Here is a 12988-nt window from a genome sequence, read left to right on the forward strand (position 1 = left end):
GCCCGGCGCCTGTTCGGCGGGGCCGCTCCCGCTTGGACGTTCGCCGCCTGGATCACCCTGCCCTCGGTCTGGCTCTCGGCGGCCATCATGTCGACCGATGCGGTTCTGCTGACCTGCTGGTCACTCGCGCTCTACGGCTTTATCGGCTTGAGGGATGGCGGGCGCTGGTGGGCCGTACTGGCCCTCGGCGCAGGGCTGGGCCTCGGCATGCTCGCCAAATACGCGATGAGCTATTTCGCCATCGGGCTGGTACTGGCGGCCATTCTCGATTCCACCTCGCGCCGCGCGCTTCTCCAGCCACGCACCGCGATCGCCGGCATCATTGCCCTTGCCCTGATGGCGCCGAACCTGATCTGGAACTGGCGCAATGATTTCGCGACCGTCTCCCACACGGCGGCCAATGCCAACTGGGGCGCGGACCTGTTCAATCCGCTGGAAGCCCTCACCTTCCTCATCGACCAGATGGGCGTGTTCGGGCCAGCCTTCTTCATCACACTTCTGATCGTGCTGGCCGTGACAGCCCGCCGCTGGGTGGAGGGCCGGGCCGATGCGCGCCTTGTCGTCCTCGCCTGCTTCTGCGCCCCGGCGCTTCTCGCCGTGACCGGACAGGCCTTCATCAGCCGGGCCCACGCCAACTGGGCGGCCAGCGCCTATGCCGCTGCCACGATCCTGGTCGTCGCCGCCCTGCTGCAAGGCCCGCAATGGCGCCGCCTGGTGCTGGCCGGCTCGGTGGCGCTGCACACGCTTGTCGGCATCAGCTTTGCCACGCTGGCCATGAGCCCCGCCCTGACCGAGCAGGTCGGCCTTGCCAACGCCTTCAAGCGGGTGCGCGGCTGGCCGGAGACGGCCGCGGCGCTCGCCGACGCCGTGGAGCGAACGGGCGTCGACACGCTCGTCTTCGACAATCGCAATGATTTCCACCAGATGCAGCGCTATGGCGGCGCGATTAATGCCGAGTTCTACATGTGGATGCGCTACGGCGGCGTGACCAACCATGCCGAGCAGGGCTGGTCCCTGCCCGCAGGGCATGCCGGACGCGTCCTGATTGCTTCCGAACGCCCGCTGGAAGTGCCGGTCATGGCCTTCGATTTCGAGACCATGGAGGATGCCGGAGATATCGAGATTGATCTGGGCGGCGGGCGCACCCGCCACTACCAGCTCTTCATCGCCGAAAACTACCGGCCGGTCTTGCGCACAGAGGCCTTCGAGGATGCCATCCGGGTCTCACGCGAGGCGCGCGAAGCGGTGCTCGATTAGCCGCCCGCCTCATCGCCCCAGATCTCGCGCAGGCGCTGGTCGCGGCGGCAGCCAAAGCGATAGCGCTGATAGCGGATCGGATTATTGACCGCGTAATCCTGGTGATAGTCCTCTGCCGGCCAGAACCGCTCCGCATCGCGGATACGCACCGCTACCGCCTCGCCAAACCGGGCCTCGATTTGGGTTGAATCCGCCTCGGCGGCGGCACGCTCGTCTTCGTTCATGACGAAGATCGCGGGCGCATAGCTGTCGCCCCGGTCACAGAACTGCCCGCCGCCATCAAACGGGTCCACATTGCGCCAGTAATGGTCCAGCAGCGCCTCGTAGCTGACAGTGTCAGGGTCGTAGATGATTTCCACCGCCTCGACATGGCCGGTATTGCCATTGACCACCTGTCGGTATTCCGGGTTCGCCACCGTGCCGCCGGTATAACCGGACACCACGTCGATGACGCCGTCCAGATCCTCGAAATCGGCCTCGGTGCACCAGAAACAGCCCGAGGCGAAGACCGCGCGGGCCTGCCCCTCCGGCAGGCTTGCCGCGTCCGGCGCATCTTGCGCCGATCCGGCGGGACTTTCGGTGCAGGCGATCAGGCTGGCGGCGGCAAGTAGGGCAAGGATACGCATCGGCATTCCTCCGGCTGGCGGCTCTATTCATCAATAGATGACGCGATCAGCGCTTGAGAAAACCCCCGCACGCGAAATTGTGACAGGCGAAGGCCGTGCCCGTCTGTCTCAGGCGATGCCGGAAAACTCGTCCAGTCCCGCAGCCAGCGCGAGGTTTTGCACGGCTTGCACCGCAGCGCCTTTCAGCAAATTGTCGAGCGCGCACACGACAACTGCATAAAAATCGTTCTTGTCTACGGACCAGCCACCGACCACGGCACCGGGAGTGTTCTGCCCGTCGCGGATTTCCGGAATGGTGTCGCTGAGGCGGATCAGCCGCTGCCCGCCATACGCCTTCTCAAAACGACCTTTGAGCATTTCACGTGAACACTGGCTGGAGAATTTCAGCTGTGCGGTAACCACAATACCCCGGAAAAAGGGCGCAACGTGCGGGGTAAAACATACCGTGCGGCCCAGATGGCGGGTCATCTCGCGCTCATGCATGTGCCCGGTCAGGCTATAGGGCATGAGATTGTCTTTGAGCGCCTCGACATCATTCTTCCGGCTGGGCGTGGTGCCCGCGCCGGAATAGCCGGATACGCCAAACAGATGCGCCGGACCGGCCAGCAGGTCGCGCACCGGATGCACGCAGAGCTGTCCAGCCGTGGCATAGCAGCCGGGATTGGAAATGCGCGTCGCGCCTTTCAGGCGTTCGCGTCCGTAAAGCTCCGGCAGGCCATAGGTCCAGCTGTCATCAAAACGGTAGTCTGCCGAGAGATCGACAAGGATCGTTCCCGGCGCCGCCGCCTCGATCGCCGCCACATACGGCGCCGCCTCGCCATTGGGCAGGGCCAGGATCACCGCGTCGGCGCCGCGCGCGGCGATATCCTCAGGCCCCATCGCCTCGAACATCAGATCGCCGCGCGCCTGGGCTGCAAGGTTCGAGACCGGCTCGCCCGCCATCGCCCGCGAGGAGGCAAAGACCAGGCGCATGTCATCGCGGCGCGACAGGATCGCCACCAGCTCCTTGCCCGTATGACCGCGCGCGCCGACAAGGCCGACCGTCAGCATGAACCTAACTCCTCAGCGTCGCGGGCAGGGCCGCAATCCGCTCCACCATGGCCGGAATGCGCGTCAGATCGCTTTCGCCGCGCCAGAACACCGTCCAGTGGCCGGCCTTCACCGCGCCATGGCACGTCGCATAGTAGAATTCATTGATCGGGTTATCGCTGCGCGAGCGCCAGTAGAGGCGCGGCGCATAGGCGATCAGCTTGCGCCAGACCGCGCCGCCAAGGCCTTCGCCGCGCGCCTCGTCCAGTACGGCAAACTTGTCGAGATAGACGACATCATCGAGCTTCGCCGTGATCGCGGCTGCCCGGTAGCTTTCCGTGACGAAGGTGCGGTCGAAATCGAGCTGGTCGAAATAGCCCTCGATCAGCGGACGCCCGAAGGCCGTCTCGACAAGAACTGTCGCCCGCGCACGGTCGATCTGGCTCTTGTCGGTCAGGTCCAGCATGCGCTCGCCCTTGCGTACCAGCGTGCCGGACCCGGCATGGGTGAACAATTCCTTGGCCAGCTCCGCCGGGCTGGTGATCGAGACCGAGCTGGAGAGAGGCAGATCATCGAGCAGGCGCTTGATCTCCTCCATCTTCAGGCGCATGCCGCCCGAAACCCAGTCAGCGTCCATCAGCTCGTCGAAATCGGTCGCCAGATTGATGGCCGAAAGCGGCTTGCCGGCCTCGTCCAGCAGTGCGCCGGTCCCCGTCAGGAAGACGATCTTGTAGGGCTGGAGCGCATGCACCAGGGCACGCACGGCCGCATCGGCATTGATATTCACCAGGCGCCCGTCAGCGGTATCGCCCAGGCAGGCCAGGATCGGGGCCTGTCCGGCGCGCGCAGCCGCCGCCACCAGCTCGAGGCGCACCCGCGTGGGATCACCCACCCGGCCAAGCTCGGCCTCGTCCATCAGCTTTGCCTCGAACACGCCAGACGGAATGGCCGCTGCCCGGCCGCCGCAATCGCGGATGGCCTGCACCAGCTCCAGATTGACGCGTGTCAGCGTATCGCGAATGACCGGAATGGCTTCGGGCGGCGTTACGCGCAGGCCTTGCTTGCGCACCGTCTCGATACCGGCCTCGCTAAGCGCCTTGTCGAGCTGCGGTCCGCCGCCATGCACCACGATGGGCGCAAGGCCGACCGTCTGCAGGAAGGCGAGCGAGGCCGAGAGGGCCGCCATTTCCTCTTCCATCACCGCGCCGCCAACCTTGATAACGGCAAAGCGTTCCTGATCGAGGCGCGAGAAGCGGGTCAGATACTCGCGTATCTCCTTGCCGTCGCGCATCTGGGAGAGGAGCTGGACAATCGCCGAGCGCACCGGGGCCGTACCCCCGGCCCGTTCCGGCGCCTGCGGGACGCTATCGGGTCCGGTCAATTCGTCCCTCCCGCAACCAGCGTCTCCATGATCGCCTTCTGGACGTGCAGGCGGTTTTCCGCCTCGGCCAGACCGATGAAGTTTTTCGAATCCACCACCGAGTCCGCGATCTTCACATTGCGCCGCATGGGCAGGCAGTGGCTGACGCGCGCATTATTGGTCATCGCCATCTTGGCATCATCGATCATGAAGCCTGCGCCCTTGGCGCGGTAGGGCGCCTCGCCCTCCCACTGGCCGAAGAAGGGCAGCGCGCCCCAGCTCTTGGCATAGACGACATCGACATTGTCATAGGCCTCGGCAATGTCGGAATGCACGGTGAAGCTCGCGCCTGCCTGATCGCAGAAGGATTTCGCCGCATCCATGTAGCGCGCGTCGAGGCGATAGACCTCGTCGGGGATGAGCAGGCGCACATTCATGCCGAATTTCGACGCGATGAGCAGGCTGGAATTGGCCACCGCCGTGTTGAGCGGCTTGGGGTGGGGCACCCAGGTGAGAAGATAATTGCGGCCCGCCACATCGCCGATCTCGTCCTGCAGCGCCATCATGTGCGCCAGCTCCTGACAGGGATGGACGATCGTCTCCATATTGATCACCGGAACGGTCGCGTATTTCGCATAGGCCTCGATCAGCGGGTCCTCGCGCTCGGCGGTCCAGTTCTCGAACTTCGGAAAACAGCGGATCGCGATGAGGTCCACATAGGAAGAGAGCACGCGCGCGGCTTCTTTCACATGCTCCTCGGCGGTGCCGTCCATGACGGCCCCGTCCTCGAACTCCACCGGCCAGGTGCCGCCGCGCGCATCGAGCACGATGGCGTGGCCGCCCAGCTGATGCGCGCCCAGATCGAACGAGGTGCGCGTGCGCAGCGACGGATTGAAGAAGACCAGCGCGATCGACTTGCCCTTGAGCGCGTCACCTTGCGGGGATTTGCGGAACTCGCGCGCACGGTCGATCAGCGCCTGAAGCTCCTGCCTCGACCAGTCTGCGGTGGAAAGGAAATGCCGCATCGTTTCGCGCGCCTCCATCAGGCCATGGAAAGCTCACGCGTTTAGCGCTCATCGCCCTGTCACGCAAATGGGAGTGTAAGCGCCCGGCCCGTCTTCGGCCCCGTCATCCTGAGGAGCTTTCGGCGGAAAGCGCCTCCATGGAGGCGGGGGTGGCATCAGTGGTGTCTTCCACGATCAGGCTCTCGCCGCGCGCATCGGCGTCCAGCGCCGCGATCAGCGCATTATCGCGGTCATAAATGTCGTGGATGAAACGGACCTGCCCGAAGCGGTCGGACACCGCCGTAAAGTAGAGGATGTGGACCGGCACCGGATGGCGCAGCCAGACGCGCCGGGTGCGGCCCGCCTCGAACACCTCTTCCATGCTCTCGCGCGTCCAGCCCTCTTCGCCCTGAAGTATCCACCACGCCAGCTCGCGCGGCTCGTCCACCCGGACACACCCTGACGATTCATTGCGCTGGACGGCATCGAACAGCTCGCGGTGCGGCGTGTCGTGGATGTAGATATTGTGGATGTTGGGGAACATGAACTTCACCTCCCCCATCGAATTGCCGCTGCCGGGCAACTGGATAACGCGGTAGCGGCCATTGGCCCAGTCCGCGCCGGACGGGTCCACCACCCTGCCGGTATCAAGATCGACAAGGCGGAAGCCCGATGCCAGCGCATAGCCCGGATTGGTACGGAAGCGGCGCAGCCACGGCGCGCCAAGCCCCATCGGCGTGTACCAGACCGGGTTGATCTCGATGAAGGTCATGTCCTCGGAAAAGACCGGCGTGCGATTGTACCCGCGCCCGATCATGGAGCGGTGCACCCGCTCCGCCTCGCCGCCCGACCAGGCCTCCAGCCGGTAATCGGCGAGGTTGACCCGTATGTGGCGCTCGCCCAGATCCCGCGCCACCCAGCGCCAGCGCTCCAGATTGGCCCGGACCTGATCGAGCCGGTGGCGCGGCGCGGCGTCGAGTTCAGCCAGCGTCGCTGCCCCCGCCACCCCGTCGGCCGCGAGATTATGCCGCGCCTGAAACCGGATGAGCGCCGTGCGCAAATGCTCGTCGTAAGGTGTGCCCGGCGGTGCCATCCGGGCGAGCAGGCCTTCCTGGTAGAGCCGCGCGCGCAGCGCATCGACCCGCTCGCCGCTCATGCCGGGCTCCAGGTTCTCGCCCTGCCCGACAGGCACGTGCGCACGCATCAAGGCATGGCGCCGGACCAGTTCGCGCCGCAGCGCCATATAGTCGGGATGGGTCGGGCTGAGCCCTTCGAGCGTGTCGAAGACGCTGTTCTCGCGCAGCGCCGTGGCAAGGATCAGCTCGAAATCGAACGCGCGCGGCGGCGCAGTCCAGTCCGGCTCCAGATAGCGCGGATCGATGCGGCCAAGGGCAAGGTCGCGCGCAAGCGCCAGAAACGCATCGCGCGCCAGCGTATCCCGTTCAAAGCCCGGCGGCAGCGCGGTGAGTGCCTCCGGCGCCGGGTAGTGATCGGGCGTGAGGCCGTGTGTCCAGACCTCGCTCAGGGCATCGGCAAGGTCGGCGATATGGGACTCGCTCCATGCCTGACGCGCATGGCCCTGACCGCTCAGCGCCAGCAGGCCGGCAACCGCCAGCACGCATGCCAGTGACGACAAGGCGCGTGCGCGCATGCCTCTTCCCCCTTCCCTCTTTACGGAGGTTAACAAGAGCCTAAGGGCTTGAGAACGCCAAAAGAGGGTTAATGCAAAAAGCCCCGGACCTGGTTTCAGGTCCGGGGCCTTCCAACGCCTGAAAAATCAGGTGTTACTTATTCAGGAGCGCCGTCTTCCGGGTTTTCCTCGGTCGGCTCTTCCATGGCTTCGCCGGCTTCGTCAGCCCACTCTTCCATCTGGTCGCCAGCATCCTCGGCAGCTTCCTGGGTGTCTTCCCAAGCCTCTTCAGCCGCCTCGCCGGCGTCTTCCATGGCTTCCTCTACCTGGGACTGTTCCTCGGCGCCGAGCGCCTCATCAATCTCTTCGCCGGCTTCCTCGGCCGGGCCCTGTTGCTCGCAAGCCGCGAGAATGGCGCTTGCAGCGAATGCAGCCAGAACAAACTTTTTCATCGTCAACGTCTCCATCAATGACCTGTCCATCGAAGAGGCCGGCGGCGCTTGCGTGCCCCGGTTTATCCTAGCCCCACGGAATAACCGCGAAAGAAAGCCAACAGCTTATTTTCCTCGCGTCAAGCAATAACAGGCCCATTCGGGTTGAATTTGCTAAATATCCCGCACGGTAACAACGCACACCTGCCCGGTTTGGTTGCACGCCTCTTGCGATAAACAGCATTCACAAATCTTACAGATCGGTCATGCAGGCGTGATGGACGCCGCGCGCGATGGCGCGGGCCAGACAATCGGCTGCCAGACTGCCAAGCCGGGCAAGGCTGAACGGCTCAGGTCCGGGCAAGGGCTGCCGCGCGGTAGAGACGGCGAAGACTATGTCGCCATCAAAAGGTGTGTGTACCGGGCGAATGGCGCGGGCCATGCCATCTTGCGCCATGACAGCGAGACGGCGGGCCTGATCGGGTGTCAGGGTCACATCGGTCGCAACAAGCGCGATCGTGGTGTTGGTGCGCGGGGAAGGATTGAACTTCGCCTCCCCCCAGTCTTCCAGATCCTCAACCGGTGCCGCCGCGCAGCCAAGCCCTCCGAACTCGCCATCCTGCTCATAAGGCGCGGCCCAGTAGCAGTCTGATCCTGGCACCCGCACAGAGCCGAAGCTGTTCACGCAGACCAGAGCGGCAACGCTCAGCCCGTCGCGCGTGCGGGCACTCGCCGAGCCGGTGCCGCCAGGCAGCGTACCCGCATTTGCGCCAAAGCCCGCCCCTGCCTTGCCGAGCCGGACCGGTGCGCCGGCCGCAGCATCGTTCAGCGCCGCGCGGGCGAGCGCGCCATAAGGCGGTGTCTCGCCCCAGTTCTTGTCACCGCCATTGGCGAGATCATAGAGAATGGCTGACGGCACGATGGGCGAGGCGGGAATGCCGGGCTGTTCCATCAGCGCAAAACCGCGCCCTTGCGCGCCCAGCGCCGCACAGACCGCATCGCCTGCGCCCAGCCCGTAGACCGAACCACCCGACAGCAGGATCGCATCAACCGCAGAGACCAGACCGCCGGGGCGCAGCGCGTCGCTCTCGCGGGTGCCGGGCCCGCCGCCGCGTACATCGATGGCCGCCACGGCCGGTTCATCGAAAAGGGCAAGCGTCACACCGGTGCGCGCACGCCCATCCTCGGCCTGTCCCACTTTCAACCCGGCAATATCGGTCAGGTCATTGCGCATCATTCGTCCCCCGGAACGGCTTGCAGGAAAGCCTAGCCGGATTGGCGCGCCCGGCAAAAGAAAACCCCCGCAAGCGGCGCTTGCGGGGGTTCCTGTGTTCATCCCTGACGGGACGAGGAGATTACCAGTTCACACGGACGCGGCCATAGACATAGCGGCCATTGAAGCCCGCAGGCGAGAAGGACGAGAAGGGCAGGATGCCGTTGAAGTCCAGACCCGCCGGGACATTGTCCGGATAGGTGTCGAACACATTGTTCGCGCCGATGGCGAGGTTGATGCGGTCAGTGATGTCCACATTGCCCTCAAGGTCGACGACCCATTGTTCGGACAGGGTAACGTCGCTGGCCGCCGCCGTGCCCGGAGACAGGGTTTCGCCGAATCGCGTCGCGCGGGCAAAGCCGCCCAGCCGGTCACGCGACCAGTCAATCCCGAGGATGAACTTGTCACGCGGCGTGCCTTCCTCGAGGCGCAGCGTGGACTGGCGCCCGAAAATGGTCGGCGGCGGGGTAAGCGAGGAGAGCACACCGGTCGACTGGATATTGCTCAGCTCAACCGTGTTGTAGTTGTAGCCAAACGTGGCGTTGAACTCGCCGATATTCTCCAGCGTCCAGGCATAGCTCGCCACGATATCCACGCCCTCGGTGGTGCTGTCAGCCGCGTTCAGGAAGAAGCGGGCCGAGGTCACACCTGCCGGCAGGATGGCCTGCACGGCCGCCGAGTTGAGGTTCTCCGACAGCAGGATGCGGTCATCAATGTCGATGCGGTAGGCATCGATGGTGAGCGCAAACCCGCCTGAGGTGAACACCGCACCCAGCGAGTAGTTGACGCTGGTTTCGGCTTCGAGCGGCGTGGCACCGAGCGCGATGGCCACGGGGCTGGAGACCGGGAAGGTGCCGGTTTCAAACGGCACGCCGCCGGTGAACACCGTTGCGGTCGAGGTGAAGAAGGACTGGTGCAGCGACGGCGCCCGGAAGCCCGTGCTGACCGAACCGCGAAGCGCCAGCGCATCGCTGATCTCGAACCGGCCGGCCACGCGCCCGTTCAGCGTGTCGCCGAAGTCGGAATAATTCTCGTAGCGGGCGGCAGCCGACAGCGTAAGGCGGTCGGTAACATCCGCTTCGAAATCGACATAGGCGCTGAAGGATTCGCGGCTGGCATCAACTTCGTTGCTCGGCTGGAAGCCCGGGAAGACCTGGCTGCCCGGAGCACCCGGGAACGTGCCCTGGATGTAGGAACCCGGCTCACCGGCACCGATCTCGAAATTCTCGTAGCGGGCCTCGAGGCCGAGACCGACATTGAGCGGACCGGCAAAGGCATCCACCGCGTACTGGCGCACGAGGTCGAAATTGGCGACCGCCTGGCTGTAGGCGAGCTGACCGGCGTAGAACTGGGTCGGGCTGGCTGCGCCGAGCGTGGTGTTGAGCGTGTTCTCGATCGTGTAGTCGATCTGGTTACGGCCATAGACCAGGCTCGCATCCGCCGACCATTCGCCGAGCTGGGCGCGCAGGCCCCCGCCGAGCGAATAGTCTTCCACTTCCGGCGCGATCAGCGGCAGGAAGCCGTCCGGATAGATGGCCAGCACGTTGCGGGCGTCGAGCGCCCGGCGATAGAAGCCGGCGGAGTCAGCCTCGCGGTTCTGGTAGCTGGCAAAGCCGTAAAGCTCGTTGCCATTGGCAAAGGGAATGCCGGCATTGGCCATCAGCGTGATGTCGCGGGCATTCGGGTTACCGAAGCGGTGATTGAGCCGGTTGAAGCTCGCTTCGCGCGGATCGTTGGCCGCCGGATATTGCTGGCGCGGATCGGGGCCGGAGCGGTTGGTGGCCTCACGGTCGCGGAACTCGCCTGAAATGGTCAGGAAGCCATCAGCGCCAAGCGGCAGGCCCGCCCACGCGGCAGCGGTGAGCGTCTCGCCGTCGGTCTCGTCACGATCGCCGCTCAGGAGGGGAACGGTCGTCACGTTCTGGCCATAGGTCAGCGTGGCACCGCCACCTTCACGCGCCTCGCGCAGGCGCACGTTGATGACGCCGGCAATGGCGTCGGAACCGTACTGGGCGGCAGCACCGTCGCGAAGCACCTCGACCGCGCCGATGGCGCTGGTCGGGATGGTATTGAGGTCAACGGCGGCTGCACCGCGGCCCACGGAGCCATTGAGGTTTACCAGCGCGCTGACATGCCGGCGCTTGCCATTGACGAGGGTGAGGGTCTGGTCCGGGCCGAGGCCGCGCAACGTCGCCGGGCGGACCGAGTCCGTGCCGTCAGTAAGCGAAGGTTGCGGGAAGGAGAAGGAGGGAACGGCGTAGTTCAGCGCGACGTTAAGCTCGGTGGAGCCGTTGGCTTCAAGCTGCGCATTCGAGATCACATCGACCGGCGCGAGCGTCTGCAAGGCGGTGCGCCCTTCCGAGCGCGTGCCCGTGACAACGATCACTTCTTCCGGCGTGCTGGCCGGCTGCTGGGCAAGGGCCGCGCTGGCGGCAACCAGTGCGAGGGCCGTGCTGGATAACAAGGTTTTCATGGGTCCAATCCCCTTCTTCATACTCGGTGAAAATTACACCCGGCACCCTTGCTGCACCGCAACGCAGGTACCGGAAACTCCGCCCGGATTGTCCGGACATTGGGTCGGGCCAGCCGCTTGGCCAGACCTGCCCCCTGACTTTGCGACAGTTGAATGACGGATGTTGCGTCACAGCAACACACCCCGCCTTCCGCTGCCGCTTGCGCCGCAGCCTGAAGCATCTCTAAACTCGCACTACGCACTGGCGGTCCCTCTCCTCCTCATCGAAGGAGTGACTGACCACCATTGGCGCAGGATTTCGGGGACAGAAGGCGGATATTCAATGGCCGCAACAATCGAGCAGGTCTAATGGCGCCATCAGAAAATCTGAATGACACCGAGCCGGCCCACGCCGCTGGCCCCGGCCTGCTGCCGCTGAACGCGCTGCGCGCGTTTGAGGCTGCGGCCCGGCGCGGCAGTCTTGCTGCGGCTGCGAGAGAGCTGGGCGTGACGCCCGGCGCCGTGTCCCAGCAGATCCGGCTTCTGGAAGATGTGCTAAAAACCCGGCTGCTTGAACGCACCGGGCAGGGCGTGCTCCTGACCGTGGAGGCCGCTGACGCGGCGCCCTTCCTGCATGAGGCGTTTGCAAGCCTTGCCGAGGCAAGTGCGCGCCTGCGTCAGGCCGGCGCTGCGCCGGCACGGGTGCGCCTGGGCGCGCCGGGCGCATTTGCGGCCGCCTGGCTCGCCCCGCGCCTTTCCAGTGGCGGACACGGCGATGTCAGCCTGATCAGCGATCCCGGCCCGGATGATCTCGACCGGTTCCGCCTTGATATCGAGATACGCTTCGGTGATGGCCAGTGGCCGGGCTATGGCGTGCGCCCTCTTCTGTCCGACAGCGTCATGCCGGCGCTGAGCCCGGACCTGTTCGAGGCGTGCGGGCGCGACTGGCGCCGGGCGGTGACAGAGCTTCCGCTCATTCACGACACCTCCATGCCGCGCGATCCGGCCCAGCCCGACTGGCAGGCCTGGCTCGACCGGAACGGGCTGAAGCGCGCGGGCATGGCGCAGGGCGATCATGTCAGCGCACCCGATCACGCCGTGCGGGCCGCGATTGCAGGCAGGGGCGTGGCGCTGGTGCGGGCATCGCTGGCTGAAGGCGCGGTGAGCGAGGGCCGCCTCGTCACCCTTATTGCCGGAGGCGTGACGCCGCTGAACTGGCGCTATCATCTGCTTGTGCCGGAGGGACGGCCCTTGAGCCGCGCCGCACGGGCGCTGACCGTACAACTCGCCGAGGCAGCGAGGCCCTTTGAGACAGCGGGGGTCTAGCCAAGCCCGCCTCCAGACCACAGTTTCACACCTGACACGTTTTGAAGAAGAGAGAGCGTCCATGCACCTGAACCGCTTCCTGCTTGCCGCCACCCTTCCCTTCATGCTGGCCGCCTGTTCGGTCGGAGGCGGCAGCGATGCTGCGCAAGAGAGCGGACCCGGCCCGGAAGCGGCGATGGTAGCCGCCGCCCACCCGCTGGCGGTAGAGGCAGGCCTCGAAGCGCTGCCCCGTGGCGGCGACGCGGTGGACGCGGCCATTGCCGTCCAGATGGTTCTGGGACTGGTCGAGCCGCAAAGCTCCGGCATTGCGGGCGGTGCCTTCATGGTGCGCTATGATGCACAGAACGGCGCGATCACGGTCTATGACGGGCGCGAGACCGCGCCTGCTGCAACACCGGCCGATTACTGGCTGGACGAAAATGGCGAGCCCCTCGCCTATCTCGATGCCTGGCAGAGCGGCCAGTCCACCGGCGTTCCCGGCGTCGTTGCCATGCTGGCCATGGCGCACGAGGAACACGGGCGGCTGGACTGGGCCGAGGGCTTCGGGGCCGGGATCACCCTGTCGGAGGAAGGCTTCCCGATTTCGGGACGCACCTCGTC

The 12988-nt window shown here is 65.5% G+C and carries 11 protein-coding genes; 3 read left to right on the forward strand and 8 right to left on the reverse strand.

The features are described 5' to 3' along the window. On the forward strand, window positions 1–1257 hold a 1257-nt coding region (locus ACTS2Z_RS04990), incomplete at its 5' end, for an ArnT family glycosyltransferase (protein ID WP_442572125.1). On the opposite strand, the gene msrA is transcribed toward ACTS2Z_RS04990, so the two are convergent. The 8 genes from msrA to ACTS2Z_RS05030 form a co-directional block, all read right to left on the reverse strand. Beyond that, the gene (msrA, locus tag ACTS2Z_RS04995) at window positions 1254–1883 is read right to left on the reverse strand and encodes a peptide-methionine (S)-S-oxide reductase MsrA (RefSeq protein ID WP_442572126.1); all 630 of its coding nucleotides are present in this window, start codon (window positions 1881–1883) and stop codon (window positions 1254–1256) included. The genes ACTS2Z_RS04990 and msrA overlap by 4 nt on opposite strands. Window positions 1884–1991: 108 nt before the next feature. Beyond that, a complete protein-coding gene (gene argC, locus ACTS2Z_RS05000; protein ID WP_442572127.1) occupies window positions 1992–2933 on the reverse strand; it encodes an N-acetyl-gamma-glutamyl-phosphate reductase in 942 nt (313 codons plus the stop codon). 4 nt (window positions 2934–2937) lie between these two features. Beyond that, a complete protein-coding gene (locus tag ACTS2Z_RS05005) occupies window positions 2938–4293 on the reverse strand; it encodes an acetylglutamate kinase (protein ID WP_442572128.1) in 1356 nt (451 codons plus the stop codon). Beyond that, window positions 4290–5297 (reverse strand): N-acetylornithine carbamoyltransferase, encoded by a 1008-nt coding sequence (locus tag ACTS2Z_RS05010; protein WP_442572129.1) that lies wholly within the window; start codon window positions 5295–5297, stop codon window positions 4290–4292. The genes ACTS2Z_RS05005 and ACTS2Z_RS05010 overlap by 4 nt, the downstream gene beginning before the upstream one ends. Before the next feature lie 103 nt (window positions 5298–5400). Then, window positions 5401–6927: a L,D-transpeptidase family protein gene (locus tag ACTS2Z_RS05015; RefSeq protein WP_442572130.1), complete on the reverse strand. Its 1527-nt coding sequence runs from the start codon at window positions 6925–6927 to the stop codon at window positions 5401–5403. 137 nt (window positions 6928–7064) lie between these two features. Then, window positions 7065–7358 (reverse strand): hypothetical protein, encoded by a 294-nt coding sequence (locus ACTS2Z_RS05020; protein ID WP_442572131.1) that lies wholly within the window; start codon window positions 7356–7358, stop codon window positions 7065–7067. 232 nt (window positions 7359–7590) lie between these two features. Continuing rightward, window positions 7591–8574 carry a P1 family peptidase gene (locus ACTS2Z_RS05025; RefSeq protein ID WP_442572132.1) on the reverse strand — a complete coding sequence of 328 codons (984 nt, stop codon included), beginning with the start codon at window positions 8572–8574 and terminating at the stop codon, window positions 7591–7593. 118 nt (window positions 8575–8692) lie between these two features. Then, a complete protein-coding gene (locus ACTS2Z_RS05030) occupies window positions 8693–11083 on the reverse strand; it encodes a TonB-dependent receptor plug domain-containing protein (RefSeq protein WP_442572133.1) in 2391 nt (796 codons plus the stop codon). A 348-nt stretch (window positions 11084–11431) separates the two neighbouring features. Here ACTS2Z_RS05030 and ACTS2Z_RS05035 point away from each other — a divergent pair, with 348 nt between their 5' ends. Both ACTS2Z_RS05035 and ACTS2Z_RS05040 read left to right on the forward strand, forming a co-directional pair. After that, complete coding sequence (locus tag ACTS2Z_RS05035) at window positions 11432–12388, forward strand: LysR substrate-binding domain-containing protein (RefSeq protein WP_442572134.1); 957 nt, start codon at window positions 11432–11434, stop codon at window positions 12386–12388. A 61-nt stretch (window positions 12389–12449) separates the two neighbouring features. Then, a partial coding sequence (locus ACTS2Z_RS05040) for a gamma-glutamyltransferase (RefSeq protein WP_442572135.1) occupies window positions 12450–12988 on the forward strand: 539 nt, incomplete at its 3' end.

It is taken from the genome of Glycocaulis sp., from assembly GCF_052168375.1.
Classification (GTDB): domain Bacteria; phylum Pseudomonadota; class Alphaproteobacteria; order Caulobacterales; family Maricaulaceae; genus Glycocaulis.

Coding starts and splice junctions, on each gene's coding strand:
- msrA (WP_442572126.1), bottom strand. CDS start 1,883: ATGCGTATCCTTGCCCTACTTGCCGCCGCCAGCCTGATCGCCTGCACC.
- argC (WP_442572127.1), bottom strand. CDS start 2,933: ATGCTGACGGTCGGCCTTGTCGGCGCGCGCGGTCATACGGGCAAGGAG.
- ACTS2Z_RS05010 (WP_442572129.1), bottom strand. CDS start 5,297: ATGCGGCATTTCCTTTCCACCGCAGACTGGTCGAGGCAGGAGCTTCAG.
- ACTS2Z_RS05015 (WP_442572130.1), bottom strand. CDS start 6,927: ATGCGCGCACGCGCCTTGTCGTCACTGGCATGCGTGCTGGCGGTTGCC.
- ACTS2Z_RS05020 (WP_442572131.1), bottom strand. CDS start 7,358: ATGAAAAAGTTTGTTCTGGCTGCATTCGCTGCAAGCGCCATTCTCGCG.
- ACTS2Z_RS05025 (WP_442572132.1), bottom strand. CDS start 8,574: ATGATGCGCAATGACCTGACCGATATTGCCGGGTTGAAAGTGGGACAG.
- ACTS2Z_RS05030 (WP_442572133.1), bottom strand. CDS start 11,083: ATGAAAACCTTGTTATCCAGCACGGCCCTCGCACTGGTTGCCGCCAGC.
- ACTS2Z_RS05035 (WP_442572134.1), top strand. CDS start 11,432: ATGGCGCCATCAGAAAATCTGAATGACACCGAGCCGGCCCACGCCGCT.